The sequence below is a fragment of the Thermobaculum terrenum ATCC BAA-798 genome (assembly GCF_000025005.1).
Lineage (GTDB): Bacteria > Chloroflexota > Chloroflexia > Thermobaculales > Thermobaculaceae > Thermobaculum > Thermobaculum terrenum.
The window spans coordinates 894,417-910,752 of record NC_013526.1; the positions used below are offsets into that span (position 1 = coordinate 894,417).

At 63.9% G+C, this 16,336-nt stretch carries 16 protein-coding genes and 1 pseudogene; 7 read left to right on the plus strand and 10 right to left on the minus strand.

Going from position 1 to position 16,336, the window contains the following annotated elements; translation table 11 throughout:
• Window positions 1-58 precede the first annotated feature (58 nt).
• Window positions 59-1,411, minus strand: a complete 1,353-nt coding sequence (locus tag TTER_RS13590; RefSeq protein ID WP_012876622.1) for an ABC transporter substrate-binding protein — start codon at window positions 1,409-1,411, stop codon at window positions 59-61.
• Between the two features lie 134 nt (window positions 1,412-1,545).
• On the opposite strand from TTER_RS13590, the gene rlmD reads away from it, so the two are divergent.
• Both rlmD and TTER_RS13600 read left to right on the plus strand, forming a co-directional pair.
• Window positions 1,546-2,739, plus strand: a complete 1,194-nt coding sequence (gene rlmD / locus TTER_RS13595; RefSeq protein WP_012876623.1) for a 23S rRNA (uracil(1939)-C(5))-methyltransferase RlmD — start codon at window positions 1,546-1,548, stop codon at window positions 2,737-2,739.
• Window positions 2,740-2,787: 48 nt separating this feature from the next.
• Window positions 2,788-3,348: an ImmA/IrrE family metallo-endopeptidase gene (locus TTER_RS13600; protein ID WP_012876624.1), complete on the plus strand. Its 561-nt coding sequence runs from the start codon at window positions 2,788-2,790 to the stop codon at window positions 3,346-3,348.
• 4 nt (window positions 3,349-3,352) lie between these two features.
• Here TTER_RS13600 and TTER_RS13605 read toward each other — a convergent pair whose 3' ends face one another.
• On the minus strand, window positions 3,353-3,622 hold the full coding sequence (locus TTER_RS13605) for a hypothetical protein (protein ID WP_012876625.1): 270 nt from the start codon (window positions 3,620-3,622) through the stop codon (window positions 3,353-3,355).
• 219 nt (window positions 3,623-3,841) lie between these two features.
• Here TTER_RS13605 and TTER_RS13610 point away from each other — a divergent pair, with 219 nt between their 5' ends.
• Window positions 3,842-5,113 carry a YeiH family protein gene (locus TTER_RS13610; protein WP_012876626.1) on the plus strand — a complete coding sequence of 424 codons (1,272 nt, stop codon included), beginning with the start codon at window positions 3,842-3,844 and terminating at the stop codon, window positions 5,111-5,113.
• A 9-nt stretch (window positions 5,114-5,122) separates the two neighbouring features.
• Here the strand turns inward: TTER_RS13610 and TTER_RS13615 are convergent, their stop codons facing one another.
• The 4 genes from TTER_RS13615 to TTER_RS13630 form a co-directional block, all read right to left on the minus strand.
• On the minus strand, window positions 5,123-7,918 hold the full coding sequence (locus TTER_RS13615; protein ID WP_012876627.1) for an alpha-L-rhamnosidase: 2,796 nt from the start codon (window positions 7,916-7,918) through the stop codon (window positions 5,123-5,125).
• A gap of 105 nt (window positions 7,919-8,023) precedes the next feature.
• Window positions 8,024-8,413 carry a response regulator gene (locus tag TTER_RS13620; RefSeq protein ID WP_012876628.1) on the minus strand — a complete coding sequence of 130 codons (390 nt, stop codon included), beginning with the start codon at window positions 8,411-8,413 and terminating at the stop codon, window positions 8,024-8,026.
• A 58-nt stretch (window positions 8,414-8,471) separates the two neighbouring features.
• The gene (locus tag TTER_RS13625; protein WP_012876629.1) at window positions 8,472-9,575 is read right to left on the minus strand and encodes an alpha/beta hydrolase family protein; all 1,104 of its coding nucleotides are present in this window, start codon (window positions 9,573-9,575) and stop codon (window positions 8,472-8,474) included.
• A gap of 9 nt (window positions 9,576-9,584) precedes the next feature.
• Window positions 9,585-10,181, minus strand: coding sequence for a uracil-DNA glycosylase family protein (locus TTER_RS13630; protein ID WP_012876630.1), 597 nt, complete (start codon window positions 10,179-10,181; stop codon window positions 9,585-9,587).
• A gap of 61 nt (window positions 10,182-10,242) precedes the next feature.
• On the opposite strand from TTER_RS13630, the gene TTER_RS13635 reads away from it, so the two are divergent.
• Window positions 10,243-10,725, plus strand: a complete 483-nt coding sequence (locus TTER_RS13635) for a ClbS/DfsB family four-helix bundle protein (protein ID WP_012876631.1) — start codon at window positions 10,243-10,245, stop codon at window positions 10,723-10,725.
• Here the strand turns inward: TTER_RS13635 and TTER_RS13640 are convergent.
• Window positions 10,722-11,345 (minus strand): hypothetical protein, encoded by a 624-nt coding sequence (locus tag TTER_RS13640; RefSeq protein WP_012876632.1) that lies wholly within the window; start codon window positions 11,343-11,345, stop codon window positions 10,722-10,724. The two genes, TTER_RS13635 and TTER_RS13640, sit on opposite strands and share 4 nt — an antisense overlap.
• 68 nt (window positions 11,346-11,413) lie before the next feature.
• Window positions 11,414-12,667 (minus strand): MFS transporter, encoded by a 1,254-nt coding sequence (locus TTER_RS13645; protein WP_012876633.1) that lies wholly within the window; start codon window positions 12,665-12,667, stop codon window positions 11,414-11,416.
• 209 nt (window positions 12,668-12,876) lie between these two features.
• Here TTER_RS13645 and TTER_RS13650 point away from each other — a divergent pair, with 209 nt between their 5' ends.
• The 3 genes from TTER_RS13650 (at window position 12,877) to TTER_RS15145 (ending at window position 15,133) form a co-directional block, all read left to right on the plus strand.
• On the plus strand, window positions 12,877-13,716 hold the full coding sequence (locus TTER_RS13650; protein ID WP_012876634.1) for a hypothetical protein: 840 nt from the start codon (window positions 12,877-12,879) through the stop codon (window positions 13,714-13,716).
• Window positions 13,717-13,815: 99 nt separating this feature from the next.
• Window positions 13,816-14,466 (plus strand): ferritin-like domain-containing protein, encoded by a 651-nt coding sequence (locus TTER_RS13655; RefSeq protein ID WP_012876635.1) that lies wholly within the window; start codon window positions 13,816-13,818, stop codon window positions 14,464-14,466.
• 10 nt (window positions 14,467-14,476) lie between these two features.
• Window positions 14,477-15,133 carry a ferritin-like domain-containing protein gene (locus tag TTER_RS15145; protein WP_012876636.1) on the plus strand — a complete coding sequence of 219 codons (657 nt, stop codon included), beginning with the start codon at window positions 14,477-14,479 and terminating at the stop codon, window positions 15,131-15,133.
• A gap of 71 nt (window positions 15,134-15,204) precedes the next feature.
• On the opposite strand, the gene TTER_RS13665 is transcribed toward TTER_RS15145, so the two are convergent.
• Both TTER_RS13665 and TTER_RS13670 read right to left on the minus strand, forming a co-directional pair.
• Window positions 15,205-15,564 carry an ester cyclase gene (locus TTER_RS13665; protein WP_012876637.1) on the minus strand — a complete coding sequence of 120 codons (360 nt, stop codon included), beginning with the start codon at window positions 15,562-15,564 and terminating at the stop codon, window positions 15,205-15,207.
• Between the two features lie 110 nt (window positions 15,565-15,674).
• A pseudogene (locus TTER_RS13670) lies at window positions 15,675-16,079 on the minus strand (VIT1/CCC1 transporter family protein); the annotation flags it as partial.
• Window positions 16,080-16,336 lie beyond the last annotated feature (257 nt).

A 16,336-nucleotide genomic window follows, 5' to 3' on the forward strand; every position in this document is an offset into this window, starting at 1 on the left:
CTCCCCTGAAGCTCTAGTAACCTGTAGGGAGGGGCAAGGTTGCCCCTCCCCTGCTGAGCTAGGACTCTCCCATTATCGCCTTGAGCTGAGGCTCGGCTTTCTGCATGGACTCGACGGGGTCCTTCCCCTGCAAGATGTCCTGTATCAGCGTCTGCATGACCCCCTGACCCTCCACAGCGTTGAGCTGGGGGAAGATGGAAGGAGCATGGGTGGCGACGGTCTTGCCGACCGGCACCCATTTATCGTTGATGAAGCTAAGCCTGGGATCGTTCTTGAAGTAGGGATCCGAGGCAAACGACTTGCGGGCCGGCAGCTGTCCGTTGTGGCCCTTAGTCCACAGCGGCTTCTGATTCTTGGACCACCACTTGAGGAACTCCATGGTGGCCTCTGGATCCTTAGTTTGCTTGTACAGCATGATGTTGTTGATCCAGTAAACCGTACCCAGGTCACCGTGAGGACCCTTGATAGGAGGTAGGATGGCCATCTTCTTAGCGGTGTCGGCTGGGAACCCCTGGTCAAAGCCCGGACCATCGATCTTGAGAGCGGCCTCCCCCCTACCGAACGCCTTACTGGCATCGTCTCCGGAGTAGCCCGCACTCGCAGGCGACACCGAGCCATCCTTGACAAGCGATGACAGATACTTGATCGCCTCCACGTTGCGGGGGTTCATCCAGTCTAGCTTCCTGTCCTTCGTGAATATCCCACCCCCATTGTTCAGGATGAAGAAGTACAGGTAATGCGTGCCGCCTGTATCGTTGGATGCCACCATGCCGTACTTGCCGTTACCGGTAAGCTGCTTGAGAGCGGCGCGGAGCTCATCCCAGTTAGTGGGCTCCTTCACGCCAGCTTTCTCAAACATATCCGTGCGGTACCAAGGGATACGGATATCGATCGCCCAAGGCAACGCCACGTAGTGGCCATCGTACTTGAGGATATCCACGGAGCCGGGAACGAAGTCCTCAAGCTCACCGCTCTTGCGCCACTCCTCGATCACCTCATCCACGGGGAGAATAGCTCCCGAGTCATAGAACTGCACTGCCTGATAACCAGCGCCGGTGCTGATATCCGGGGCTGTGCCAGCACCGATGGCAGTGGTAAAGGTCTGATACCAGTTGTTCCAGGGGATCGAGCGGTAATTTACCTGGATGCTCTTGTGTTCATCGTTGAACTGCTTGACGAGATCCTTCGCCGTCTGGATGTACTCGGGCGGTCCCCAGACCATGTCCCAGAAGTCGAGCCTGACGGGGCTGGATCCACCCGAGGTAGCCCCTCCACCCACCTGTGTGGCGCTGGGAGTGGGCGCGCTCGGAGATCCACAGGCTGACAACCCACCGCCCAAGGCGATCGCCAACCCTACGGCCGAGGACATCTTGAGAAACTTCCTGCGCGAGACACCATTGTACGTCGACATCTACCTTTCCTCCTGCACTGTAAACGTTTTCATGAAAAGGTTTACACAGATAATAACCACTCTGCTCGCCCTTGTCAATACCTTTTTGCTGCGATCTTGACGCTGCCTTGCGGGCGCGGATAAACTTGAAGGCCATGGTATCGGAGCAAGCACGACAAGACCTGTTGCAGCTGACGCTGACGGATATGGGCGCCGAGGGGTCCGCGGTGGGCCACCAGGACTCCCGCACGTGGTTCGTGGACTTCGGCATCCCCGGCGAGGAGGTGCTGGTCCAGCCGGAGCAGAAGAAGCGCAGGTACTCCACCGGCAGCGTGCGGGAGGTGCTCACGGCCTCCCCCAACAGGGTGGACCCTCCATGCCCCTACTTCGGCACCTGCGGTGGATGCCAATGGCAGCATATAGCTTACGAGCACCAGCTGGAGCTCAAGAGGAAGTTGGTCATCGACCAGCTCGCCAAGCGCGGTGGGTTCGAATCTCCCCCAGTGACGGCCACATTGCCCTCGCCCCAGCCCTACGGCTACAGGAACCACGCGCGCTTCTCGATCGATGAGGAGGGCAGGCTGGGCTATGTGTCCAGGCCCGGTAGCGGTCGAAGGTTCATGCAGATAGAGCGGTGCCTCATCCTGCACCCCTGGATCAACGAGGCGCTCCGAACCTTCCAGGGCAAGGCGGCGGGGCACCATCAGGTGCAGGTGCGCTACGGAGTCCACACGGGCGAATACCTGGTGTTCCCCGACCTCAACGCCGTGGAGCCCTCCATCCCCTCCGGCCAGCGGTTCTACCACGAGGAGCTGCTGGGGCACAGGTTCCGCATATCCGACTCCTCCTTCTTCCAGACCAACACGCTGCAGGCGGAGAGGATGGCCCAGCTAGTGATCGAGAGGTGCCAGCTGAGGGGAGAAGAGGTCGTGGTGGATGCCTATGCCGGCGTGGGCACGTTCGCCGTGCTGCTCGCACCCAGGGCGCGCCGGGTGATCGCCATAGAGGAGTCGGCCGCGGCCGTGGCGGACGCCATGGTCAACATCGAGGGCGTGCCCAACATAGAGTACGTCCGGGGCAAGACCGAGGAGGTGCTCGGGGAGATGGCCGAGCAGCCGGAGGTGCTGATCCTGGACCCCCCCAGAGTGGGGTGCCACCCCAAGGCTCTCCAGGCCGTGGTGTCGCTGGCCCCAGCTAGGGTGGTCTACGTCTCCTGCGATCCGGGCAGCCTGGCGCGCGACCTGCGCAAGCTGTGCGATGGTGGCTACCAGCTGGTAGAGGTCACCCCGGTGGACATGTTCCCCCAGACCCACCACATCGAGTGCGTGGCGACCCTGGTCCACAGCTAACATAAGCTGGTTTATAATATGGAGTAAACCTGTCTACAGGCGGTGAACATGAGGCTATTGGGGGCTTCGCCCCGTTCCTGGCAAGAGATAGAGGGGATAGCCACGCAGATCCTGCGCGAGTGTTGCCCAGAGAGGCTCGTCGTCCCGGGCAGGGTGAACGTGCTCAAGATAGCGCAGGAGTACCTGCCCCGAGCTCAGGGCGTGCTCTTCGCCGTGGGGGACACCCCTCCCGGGATCGAGGCCTACGTGCTGTTCGACACCCCCCTGTCTCCGCCCAGGCTGGTGCTCTCCCCCAAGACGTACGCCAGCCTGTTGGAGGAGGGCCCGAGGGCGCGATTCACCACCGCCCACGAGATAGGTCACGCTGTGATGCACCTGGCGGACTACCGACGGCTCGGCAACGTGCTGACCAGGAGGATGCGGCTGGAGCCCTATCGGTCGGCCGAGAGGCAGGCGGACGTGTTCGCCTCCAGACTGCTCATGCCCACGCGCGCCTTCCTGCTTGCCGTGAGGGAGCACGGCCCAGATCTCGGGGTGCTGACCGACATCTTCGGGACATCCCTGTCCACGACGCGCATACGCCTGCGGGAGCTGGGAGTGCTCAGCTAGCCTCCTACGTGTGCAGGTGCTGATACGCCGCCGGGTAGTAGTCGATGGTGGGGTCGGGGTCGCTCGCAAGCAGCTCCTGTAGCTCCCGGTAAGCTAGCACCTGGCGCTGCGGGGAGAAGTACACCCAGTGCCAGCAGGTCACCAGCTTCTCCAGGTCCACGTAGCGGGCTGCCAGCTCCTCCGGGATCTCCCTCTGCTCGGGCCCTGGCGCCCACTCGTCCGGATGCACCCGCAGGATTATCGCCTCGCCGCTGGATTCTATAGAGTACCTCATAGGGCCCTCCGTAGCTTTAGGGGACAGTTCGAGTATACCACCCCCGCCAGGCCGCTACCATACTCGGCTATCACGAATTCTCATAAACCTCGGGACATGTATAAGGCAAAGCACGGCAGAAGCCGTTGCTTCGGCTACGAGGCGGGTGCTAACCTGCGATTGTCTACTTTTTTAGTAGTAATTATCTAATCTCTAGTGTATTTGACAAGGAGGCACGGCATGTCAACTCTGGCGCGTAAGGGGCTTTCCGAGGACTGGTGGTCCGTTATCCTGGGGTTATTCCTGGTGGTGATCGTGTGGCTAGCGTACGTCTTAGGCCGGCCACTGGACTTCCTGCAGCACGCTATCCCACAGCCTTGGCCACAAAACCCGCTGCTGTCGAACCTGGCAAGCCACTGGGGGGAGTACCTGCTGCTGTGGGCGTCATTATTAGTGCTTACCGGGATAGCTGTGCACAGCTTGGGAGGGGATCTAGGTCGCTACATCGCTGGCTTCACGCTGCTGTTCCTGCTGGCCCTCATCGTGCTGGTGGTGGGCAGCCAGCAAGCGCTCAAGAAATATGGGCTCGAGTATCCATTCTGGGCGCTCGTGATAGGACTTGTCCTGGGCAACGTCCTGCAGCTGCCGGGCTGGCTGCGGGCGGCATCGGGGCGCACCGAGCTGTTCATCAAGACCTCGATCGTGCTGCTCGGCGCCAACCTGCCCTTCTCGATCGTCGCCAAGAGCGGGCCCAAGGCTTTCCTGGAGGCGCTGCTGATAGTAGCTGCCGGCTTCCTGGTGACCTTCCTGGTGGGGTCGCGCCTGGGGGTCGATCCCATATACTTGTCGGTGATCGGCGCGGGGGCATCCGTGTGCGGGGTTTCCGCGGCGATAGCGGTGGGCAACACCGTGCGGGCGAAATCACGACAGGTGGGATATGTGGTGTCGCTCGTGGTGCTGTACGGCCTGGTGCTGATCTTCGTGCTGCCCCTGCTGGTGCACTTCTTGGGGCTCTCGCAGACCGTGGGCGGCGCGTGGATAGGGGGCTCGGAGCTGGCTGATGCTTCGGGCGCAGCCGCGGCAGCGATCCTGGGCGAGGAGGCCGTGAAGGCTTTCTCCCTGGTGAAGCTCAGCAGGGATGTGCTCATCAGCGTGGTCTGCCTCCTGCTGGGCGGGATAGCTGTGACCCGCTGGAGCGCCGAGGAGCAGGGAGGCTCGGCTTTCTCCAGGCTGTGGGCCAGGTTCCCCAAGTTCGTGCTGGCGTTCCTGGTGGCCTCCCTGCTGTCCACTTGGTGGCAGGGCAGGTACGGGCAGGAGTTCGCCGCCGACTTCACAGGCAACCTCAACGCCGCCCGTACCTGGCTATTCACCTTGACGTTCCTGGGTATAGGGCTGGGCACCCGCTTCCAGGAGATGCGAGAGGTGGGTGGGCCCGCCATCCGCATCTTCACGGTCACCGTACTGGCCAACGTGCTGATTGGGGGGCTGCTTGCGGTCTGGCTGTTCTCCTAGGCAGCCCCTCTAGTAGCCGCGCTCGCTGTTGAGCCTGGCCAGCTCCCTCTCCAGGCGCTGGAGCCTGTCGCCGAACGCCAGGGCACTGGCCAGCAAGTCCCTCAAGCTCCCCATCCTCTCCAGCCTCCTGGCGGGCATCGACAGCAGCTCGGGCAGGTATCGAGTGACCACCTCCCAGGCCTCCTCGTCCTCCCTCACCTCCCTCACAGCACTGTCCAGCGTCACCCTGGGCCCACGAGGCAACCGGTAGCTGTACCTCCACACATGCTCCCCGCTGCCCACCTCCTGCTCCCCTCCCCCGGGCAGGCTCACCCTCGCCCTGCACCCGGCAGGCACCACCACCCTCACCTCCAGCTCCTCCCCCTCCAACTTCCACCCGCTCTCCGCCAGCCCGTACGGCGTCATGTGCCGGGCCCACGCGTACTCCAAGCCCCTCCACACCACCGGCCTCACCTCCAGCACACGGTACCCAGCCTCCCCAGCCGCCAGCCCACACACCCGCCTGTGCAGCCAGTCCGCCACCGCACCCAACGCGTAGTGGTTGAACGACGTCATCTCCCCAGGATTGACACTCCCATCAGGCCTCAGGCTGTCCCACCTCTCCCAGATCGTCGTCGCACCCATCGTCACAGGATACAGCCACGACGGACACTCCCGACTCAGCAGCAGCCTGTACGCCTCCTCCACGTGCCCACTCTCACACAACGCATCGCAGATCAGCGGCGTGCCCACAAAACCAGTCCCTATCCTGTACCCCTCCCTTCTCACCAGCTCCGCCAGCCTCTCCCCAGCTCGCCGCCGCTGCTCGGCCTCCGGCAACAGCCCAAAGCAGATCGCCAGCGAGTACGCCGTCTGCGCATCGCTCATCACACGCCCATGCGGCGTCACGTACTCCCCAGCAAACGCCTCCCTCACCTCCTGCGCCAAACCCAGATACCTCCGGCTCTCCTCCCACTTGCCCAGCACCTCCCCAGCTCGCCCCACCAGCTCCGCCGACCGCGCAAAGTACGCCGTCGCCACGATCTCCGCCGCCGTCCTGGCCGCCGCCGGATCCTCCGGGGGAGCCGCAGGATCCAGCCAGTCCCCAAACTGGAAGCCCCTATCCCACAGCCTCTTTTCCCCAGCCAACCTCTCCACACAGTCCACCCACCCACGCATGCTCTCCCACTGCGCCTCCAACACCCCCACGTCCCCGTACCGCTGGTACAGCACCCACGGCACCACCACCGCCGCATCCCCCCACGCGGCAGCGGGTATCACCTGCCCCCCAAGCGCATTCGGCACCACAAACGGCACCGCCCCGCTCTCGTCCTGATCCAACGCCACGTCCCTCAGCCACGACGCCAGAAAACCAGCCGTGTCGTACAGAAAACACGCCGTCGGCGAGAACACCTGGATGTCCCCTGTCCACCCCAGCCGCTCGTCCCTCTGTGGACAGTCCGTCGGGATGTGCAGGAAGTTGCCCCGCATGCTCCACACCACGTTCTCGTGCAGCCGCTCCACCAGCGGATCCGAGCACCCAAACCACCCTATCCGCTCCATGTCCGAGTGGCACACCACCGCCACCAGATCCTCAGCCCTCAGCTCCCCAGGCCACCCCTCCACCTCCACATACCGAAAACCGTGAAAGGTGAACCGCGGCTCCCACTCCTCCTCCCCCTCCCCACGCAGCACGTACTCGTCCGTGGCACGGGCCGTCCGCAGCGTCCGCGTGCACAGCTCCCCTCCCTCCAACACCTCCGCATGCCTCAACCTCACCCTCTGCCCCCTGGGCCCTCTCACCCTCAGCCTCACCCGCCCCACCAGGTTCTGCCCAAAGTCCACGATCGTCTTGCCTGAGGGCGACCGCATTATCTCCCGCGAGCCCACCTCCTGCGTCCGCCGCACGGGCACCTCCAAAGGCTCCAAAACCTCCGTCGGCCACGCCAGCTCCCTCGTGCCGGCCCACCCGGAGTCATCGTACTCCGCGGTCGACCACCCATCCATCTCCAACCGGGCATCGTACACCTCCCCATCGTAGATGCCGGACTCCAGGATGGGCCCCCTGCTGGCACGCCACGAACCATCCGTGACCACCACCTGCCTGCTCCCATCCCCATACTCCACCTCCAGCTGCGCCAACAACCCCAACCTCTCCCCATACAGGTTCCGCCTGCCTCCCCCAAAACCCAGCCTGCCTCGGTACCAGCCATCCCCCAATATCGCTCCCATGCAGTTGGCACCCTCGCGCAACAGCCCCGTGACGTCGAACGTCTCGTACAGCATCCTGTGCCTGTAGCTCGTCCATCCAGGAGACAGCACGTGATCCCCCACACGCCGCCCGTTGAGCTCCACCTCGTACACCCCAAGCCCCGTCACGTACAGCCTGGCTCGCCTGACATCCCCTGCCACCTGGAAGGTCTTGCGCAGGTAGGGACAGGGATTGGCCACGCTCGTGTCCTCCTCCCAGTCGGGAGTGATGAACACCCCCTGCCAATCCTCACGGGCAAGCAGCCCCACCTCCAGCCACGCCAGCTCGCTCCAGTCCGACTCCGAACCATCCTCTCCCCACACCCTGACCCTCACCCCGGCCCTCTGCCTGGACTCCAGGGGCTCAAAAGGCCAAGCCACCCACACCGACTCCCCAGACTCCACCCTGCCGGTGCTCCCCACCAGCTCCCCATCCCCATCGTACAGCTCCACCTCATACCCCGCCTGCATCCAGTCCCTGAGATCCGTCTCCACCCTCCACGACAACCTGGGCCTACTGCTCCCAAGCCCAAAACCTCCCAGACTCCTCTCAAACCTTACCCTCTCTATCCTCAACACCTCTCTCCCTCCTGTGCAAAAGCCTGTGACTTTTTGTCCAATATTCTAACCTAATACCATAAATGCGTACAATAGCATGCACACAATTGAGGGGTTGAGGAACTACCTGGTGGTTTGCCTGCGCAGGTACCTCTGCACGGCCTCGAGCAGCAGGGACCTGGGCACGGGCTTCTGCAGGTAGCCGGCGCAGCCTGCCTCCATGGCACGGCCCATATCCTCCACGCTCAGCCGCGAGGCCGTCAGGGCCACCACCGGGATATCGCGGGTGCGGGCGTCGGCTTTGAGGCGGCGGGTGACCTCGTAGCCGTCCATCTTGGGCATCTGCAGGTCCATCAGCACTAGATCTGGAAGTTGCTCTCGACAGAGCTGCAGGACCTCTCGCGGGTCGCTCGTCGTGAGCACCTCGTAGGACTCCTCGAGCTCCAGCGTGTCCCGCATCAGGCTCAGGGCGACGGGGTTGTCGTCCACGATGAGGATCTTGGGCCTGCTCATCCGCCAGCTCCCACTAACAGCCGCCAACTACATTATTATGCACATCTCTCGAAGCTTGTCACCCCAGGATGTAGATCACCCGGTAGATGTGCCACCACAGCTTGCCGCCCTCCCACACCAGCCTGAGGGGATTGCCTCCCTGGGGCTCCACGTGCCTGAAGATGTCCAGGATGGTCAGGTGCTTGCCCCGAGCGGGGCGGGCCGCCTCCCAGAACTCCAGGGTCTCCGTCCAGGGGATGATGTTGTCTCGGCGGTCGTGCATCAGGAAGAGTTCGGCCCTCAGGCCGCCCACGTAGGTGGAGGGAGAGATCCGTCTCAGATAATCCCGCATGGCAGGGGGGAGGGCGGCTATCCTGTTGGGCATCCTGGAGGGGTCCCGCTCCAGCAACATGAGCGCGGTAGCCCTGCCCTCGGGACTTAGCCCGGGCGGCACCGTGCGCACCTTGCCGTCCAGCAGAGGCTGGATGGCCCGTCTGTCCCCCTCCGAGAGGTAGGACAGCAGCTCGGTCCTCAGCACCTGCAGCGGCACCGGCGAGGGCTGCCACTCACGCCACTGGCCGCCGACCTCGATCCTGTGGGTGACCAGCGCCGCGAGCAGCGTGCGGGCGTCGTAGTAGGCCCCGAACAGATCGATCAGGCGCACGTCCCGGGAGATGCGCGGGTCGGAGGCCGCTATGGCCGTCATCGAGCCCCCTACGCTGATGCCGAAGAACCCTACCCTGTCGGGGTCGACGTAGGGCCGCTTCCTGAGCCATTCGAAGGCCGCCACCGCTCCCTCCTCCTCGCCCGGGCGGACCCTGAACGCGGAGAGGTTGGGCGACACCGGCACCATCACCACCACGCCTGCCCGCGCCAGCGCCCTGGATAGGCGCACCACATGTGGGTTCTGGTGCTCCGGCCCGATGCCTATATAGAATACCAGCGCCCCGAAGCGACCGTGTCCAGCCGGGCGGTATACCCAGGCGTCCCAGGAGGCGCTGCCCACAGGGAACTTCGTCCGCACCACGGTAGGGGGCCGAGTGAAGGTGCGCATGGGGTACACGGGCGAGTTGGGGAAGACCTCGAAGGCTATGCCGGTGGTTTTGAGCGCCACCCGGCCGGGGCGAGTCCACAGCGCCAGCACCAGGATCACCAGCAGGGCTGGGAGCAACTTCTTGACCATGGGTCGCCCCTACAGCCCGAGGGAGGACAGCAGCTCCCTCATCCTCTCCAGAGCTTCCTCCACCAGCGCGCGATGCTCGGGATGGTTCAGCCACCTGCTGACGCCCGAGGGATGTGGCAGCGGGAGCCACCACCTGCCGTCTCGGGAGAACAGCTGCCCCACGGCCTCCGCCAGAGGCATCCTGCCCAGGAAGCGCTCTATCGCCATCGAGCCCACCAGCAGGACCAACACGGGGTCTATCAGCTCGATCTCCCTTTGGAGGAACGGTGAGCACAGCTCCACCTCCCGAGCCGAGGGCTTCCTGTCGCCCTTGCCTTTGGGGGCCTTCCCGGGGTAGCAGCGAGTAAGGGAGGTGAAGTACACCCGCCTGTCCTGCTCCTCCAGCGGTATGCCGGCCCTGGCTATCCAGCCGCGCAGTAGCTTACCCCCAGGGCCGGAGAACGGCCTCCCGGCGATCATCGTGCGCACCCCCGGGGCCTGCCCTATGACCATCACGCGTGCTCCCATGTGGCCATAAGCCACCGGCCGAGGGTGGGGCAGCAGCCCCTCGAGCTCGCAGCGCCTGCAGGCCAGGATCTCGGAGTGCAGCCGAGCCAGTGCATCCATAGTAATATAAGTATATACTTGTTGCCGGCGCCCACAACACCGGCGACCGAAGGAGGGACCGATGGGTCGTAAGGAGATCATCCTGGAGCAAGTACAGGTGGGCTGGGAGTCCCTGCACAAGCTGGTGGACAGCCTGCCTTACGAGAGCTTGGTGATGCCCCCAGCCTACGGCGCATGGAGCATCAAGGACCACATCGCGCACATCTGCGCCTGGGAGAAGAGCCTCATCGCCCTGATCGAGGGCGCGCCCCGGCACCAAGCCATGGGAATAGACGAGCAGGACTACGAGAGCGGTACGGACGCCGCCAACAGGGCCATCTACGCCGCCAACAAGGATCGCCCGCTGGCGGAGGTCCTGCAGGACTTCCGGCACACCCACGCCCGGCTGATGGACAGACTGAGCGAGCTCACGGAGGAGGATCTGTTCGAGTATCGCCCGTACGAGGACAGCGACGCCTGCCTGGCGGAGTACGTACTGGGCAACACCTGCGACCACTACGCCGAGCACCTGGAGGCCATAAGGGCGCTGGCGGCGCTCTCCTAGTACGCACCATCCGATAGGTACTCTCCCCCCAGCGTCATCAGCTCGTCGCCCCAGACGACGACCTCCGGATGCTCCCCCACCACGGCGTACACCTCGGCCAGGATGCCCTCCAGCTCCCTCCGAGCAGGCGGAGACTCGTCGTACCTGCGCGCCCCCAGCTCCTCGACGGTCCTGAGGGCCAGCCCCCTGTTGTGGGACTCCGTGAGCGCGGCCCTCAGCTGCGCCTCCTCGCCTGGGGAGAGGGGCCTGTAGACGTGCAAAGTCTTCGTGAGCAGGCTGTACTCCGCGTAGCGGGATCTAAAGCGACCGCGACCCGACAGCAACAGCAGGTAGGCGGACTCCGGCTCGGGCAGGTCACGAGGGTCGCCCCTGCAGGCTGGATGGGCGCCCAGCTCCCTCAGGTACTTGCGGACCTCGATGGCGATCCTGGCCAGGAAGACCGGTCGCTCCAGCCTCGGGGCACCGAAACCCTCCACCTCCACCCGCCAGCTGTAGGGGTCGCAACGCACCTCCACCCGGCAGGGGATGCCCCCGAGCATGGGTCGCAGGCGCGCCACCAGCTCGGATCGCTGTGCCGGCTCCAGCGCGGCCGGCACCCCAACGGTAAGGACGGCCCCCATAACGACCTCCTTTCCAAGATCTCTCATCACCCTACCAGAGGTTTGTGACAGCTAGTCTGTCACAACGGCTACTCCACGGTGCTCGCCACATCGACCCTGACCTTGCCAAGGGAGCGAGCGTACAGCGCGACCAATGGAGCGAGGAAGCAGCTCGACAGCGCCAGCCCAACCCGCAGGGAGAGCAGCGTCGCCAGACCGCCCACCAGCGGCCCCAGCACGAACTGCCCCAGAGAGTCCACCTGCCCGCTGACCGAGATCACCGTGGCCCTCACCCTGCCCTCGATGCCCTGGTTGATCCACGCAAGGTACAGTGGCTGATGCACCCTCCTGGCAACGGTCATCACCCAGTAGGCCAACAGCCCCACCGTGAAGTTCGGCGCCAGCGCGAAGGCCAGAGCGCCCAGCATGACCACGACATCGGTGCCCATGAGCAGCCCTATGATGGTCCTGGGCGATGTATCCGAGAGGCTCGAGCGCACGCTGCGGAGCACCAGGGAGGCCAGCAGCGGGTTGACGGCCATCGCCAGCCCCAGCCACACCAGCCTATCGAGGCCTCCCACGGAGGGCAGCCCTATGTCCTGGATGAAGTGTGGCTGCCATAACCGATCGAAGCCCTCGCTGAAGCCCCCCATCATGGCCGCCACCAGCAGTATAGTGCCCGCCAGCGCCCGGGTGCGCACCACCCTCATGCCGCCGTGCAGCGTATCCGACATATCTCGAAGCCCCGCCCCTAGATAGCCTTGGAGCCCTACCTGTGCCCGCCTGGTGCTGTAGGGAGGCGAGCTCTCACGCATCAGCCAGACCAAGGCCACCCCCAGCGATAGCAAGAGCGCGCCCCCGAGCAGGAACGGCAGGCGCAGCTCCAGGCTCGATAGCCCCACGCCCAGCAGTATGCCCACGAAGGACGCGGCAGCCTCCACCTGGCCGGCGTGCAGGAAGGCGTGTCCGGACATCTCCTCACCCACCTCGTCCGTCACCCAGGACTCGAGCGCGCCCTCTATGAAGGTGTAGGCGGCACCCTGTACCACCTGGCAGACGATGATCCACCCGAACACGGGCAGCAGCCCCTCCAGGACCGCACCCACGCCGAACAGGCAGGGGCCCAGGATGACCGATAGCTTCCGGCTGTAGGTGTCGGCAATCACGCCGGTGGGGAGATTGAGGGCGAAGTAGGTGCCCTCCAGGGCGGTGCCCACTAGCACGAGCTGGAGCGGGTTCAGGTGCGCCACCTCTAGCCTGTACACGTTGGACAGCGAGTAGATCCCCGTAATCAGCAGGGCGAGAGCGCCGCTGTAGATTAGGTACAACCTGTAAGCAGACAACGATCCCCTCCATCAGACATCGTATTTAGAGCTAGCAATCTAGGATGGATAGAAACGCGCAGGACGAAGCCTGCCCCCGGAAGGACATGGAGGGTGCAACCTGAAGTATCTTCTCATGCAGAGCAAGTGCCGCATTGTACGCCAGCCCTTCACCATCTGTCAAGGCCAAAGGCGAGGACGCGGTATAATTGCGGCATCCGGAGATGAGCTTGAAGCAGGCACACAAGCTGTTGCTGCCGATGCTGATCCTCGTGGAGCTCGCGCTCGTGAGCCTCGACGTGCTGCAGCTCGAGCAGGCCGTAGCCGTGGTGGTGGCTGTGGAGCTTGCGGCGAGCCTACTGGCTCTGTATGGGTTATGGGCCGGGATACGCAGGTTCCGCAGCAGGGCCTTGGGCACCCCCTGGTGGGTAGCCCTGGAGGAGACCCTGGGGATAGCTATGCCGGACCTCGCGGCCAGAGCGATCGTGCTGGAGATCAGGATGTGGGCCCACCTGCTGGGCTGGCTGCTGGGCCGACGCCCCAGGGGACCTCAGTACTTCAGCTACCATCGCAGGTCCTTCATCCCATGGTTGCTCCTCCTGGTCGTGATCGAGCTGCCGGTGGAGGTGGTGTTAGCCGAGCTATTCGTACCCCGGGGGTGGCTGCGCTGGACGCTCCTGTTGCTGAGCATCTACGGCCTGATATGGGTGCTGGGCTTGCACGCCTCCCTCGTGATGCTGCCTCATGTGCTCGAGGACGACCGACTCCTCGTCAGGTCCGGCATCTTCCTCGAGGGCGCCGTGCGGTACGACGACGTGGCGCAGTTGGAGGTCGGCAGGTTCGAGGTCAAGGGGAGGCGAGAGGGCCTCTACGTGGACCCCTCCGGGCGCTCCGCCTGGCAGCTGCTGGGGGGCAGGGCGGACGTCAGGCTGAGGCTAGCCTCCCCGACCAGCTTCCGACGAGCCCTGCGCCGGACTCCCCCGGTCGAGACGCTCCACCTCAGCGTGGACGAGCCCGAGAGGTTCGCCCAGGCACTGAGGGGCAAGTTGAGAGAATTTGCAGATAACTAAATCTGCGCTCCCACCTTGTGCGTATAGCTAGTGTCGAGGGAAAGGGCCCAATCCCCACAACGACGCAACCTACACATCATCGGGAAAGGAGAACAGACCATGGGCAACATGGAGACCGAGCGCAGAGGTTTCTCGCGACGCGACTTCCTCAAGACCAGCGGCGCCGTGGCCGCGGGGCTGGTGGCCGTCATGGCTGCGGGTGGCAGCCCGATCGCCAACGGCAGAGCTTACGCGATGAACCTGCTGCAGGGCGCGAGCGACCTGGACATACTCAACTTCGCACTTACCCTCGAGCACCTCGAGGCGACCTTCTACAAGTGGGTGGTCAGCGGCAAGTACGCCCGCCTGTCCGGGGACTCCCTGGTGGTGGCCACGGCCGTACGCGACCACGAGATAGCACACGTGGACTTCCTCACCAAGGCGATCAAAGCTGCGGGCGGCAAGCCGGTGGGGCCGCTGTCCAACTACAAGTTCGAGGCGGTGGGCGATACCAGCAGCGCAGCCGGCATCCTCAAGATCGCCGAGACCCTCGAGGGAGTCGGCGTGGGGGCCTACACAGGGGCGGCTCACCTGATCAAGAACGCCGACTACCTGTTCGCGGCCGCCCAGATAGAGCAGGTGGAGGCTCGCCACCACGGTGCGTTCCGCTGGTTCAACGACACCAACCCCGCGGGAGGCTATCAGGACTTCCTGGGTCCGTCCTACGACGTGCCCACAGTCAAGAAGCAGATAGCCCCCATTATCAGCTAGGAGGAAGAAGATGAGCGACAAGTACCTGGACGTACTCAACTACGCACTCACCCTCGAGCACCTGGAGGACGCGCTCTACCACGACATAGTCAAGGCCGGCATCCTCACCGGTCAGGCGCAGGCCTACGCCGAGGAGTACGCCTACCATGAGCACCAACACGTGGTGCTGCTGGAGAAAGTGATCATGGACGCGGGCGGCACGCCGGTCAAGAGGCAGCCCAGCTACAACTGGCCCAAGTTCAAGAGCGAGGCCGAGGCCATATCCTTCCTGCGCACCGTGGAGGACGTAGGAGTATCGGCCTACATCGGCCAGGTGACCAACCTGCAGGGTAGCCCCTACCTCACCGCCGCGGTGCAGATCCACTCCGTGGAGGCCTACCATGCCACCGCCTGGCGGTTGGTGGAGCTCAAGATGGGCATAGAGAGCGAATCCTATGAATACGCCGTGCCCTTCGCCTTCGCCACCTACGATAACGGCGGCGTGCGCACGAAGGAGCAGGTGCTCAAGGTCGTGTCACCGCTGCTGTCGGGCATGCCCAACACCGGTGCCGGCGGCATGGCAGGCGATGAATCCAGGGGACTGCTGAGCGCGCTGGGCGTGGGCACTGCCGCGGCGGCCGTGGCCCTCGCGACCAAAAAGCTCACCGAACGTAGGCAAGAGAGCTAGAGACATACCCCCTCCCTACAGCTGAGGGGAGAGACCTCACGGTCTCTCCCCTCAGCGCGCGTCCACCCTTGCTAAGGATCCAGGGTCACCGACTCCCAGTGCTCAACTATCCTGCCGCTGCTTATCCTGTCGACCGCGTACCCCCGCAGCTGCACCCTCCTGCCAGCTGGCGTCACAGCCCGGATCAGCGTCCTGTAGGACACGGTGTCCCCGTCCTCCAGCAGATCCACGACCTCCACCCTCAGCACGGGGAAGGATCTGAAGGCGCGGGTGATAGCCTCCCTCACGCCCTCCAGGCCCTCGGGCTGCCCGGGCGGCAGGTCCCTCTGCACTACATCGGGCGAGAAGTAGCGCTCGAGCCGATCTATGCGCCTGCGGTTGAGGACCTCATCCACCAGCCCCAGGATCAGCGTCTTGCCGTTCTCCACCATGCTGCGTGCCTCCAGGGGCAGCATACCAGCATGACTTAAGGGCCCGATTAGCCCTGCATTAACGGGAGCTAAAGAAAAGTTGGGCCTCGCGCTAGCGCGAGGCCCAACCGCTACGAGCTGCCTATGAGCACGCCGGAGGCGAACACCAGAGCTCCGCCCAACACCACCTGCAGCACCGACTTCCAGAAGCTCATCTGGAAGTATCGGTAGCGGATGTAGGCGATAGCAATCAGCTCCAGGCCTACCACCAAGAACGCCAGATAAAGTGCCGCCCATACGTGGGGTATAAGGAACGGTAGCGTATGCAGGATACCCCCCAGGAAGGTGGCCACACCCGTTATCAAGCCCCTTACGAAGGGGTGCCCCCTGCCGGTGAGCGTACCATCATCAGACAAACCTTCAGAGAAGCCCATGCTGATGCCGGCACCCACCGCCGCCGCGGCTCCCACGAGGAACGTGACGTGCGGGCTGCGGGTCGCGAAGGCGGTGGCGAAGATGGGTGCGAGCGTCGAGACGGCGCCGTCCATCAACCCCACGAGGCTGGGCTGCACCACCTTCAGCACGAAGTCCTTGCTGTAGCCCGAGTGGGTGACCTCGGTGCCGCTCAGCCCAAGCTTGCTTAGTACTCCAGTTGCCAACCTTTCCCTCCTCATCATATCTCACGCTTCTAATTTAGCATTATTCTAAACTAATTACAACTATAATTTACTATTTTTTACAATCCAATAATCGCTAAAGAATTTGCAATATTCGTATATTCGTATATACTGAT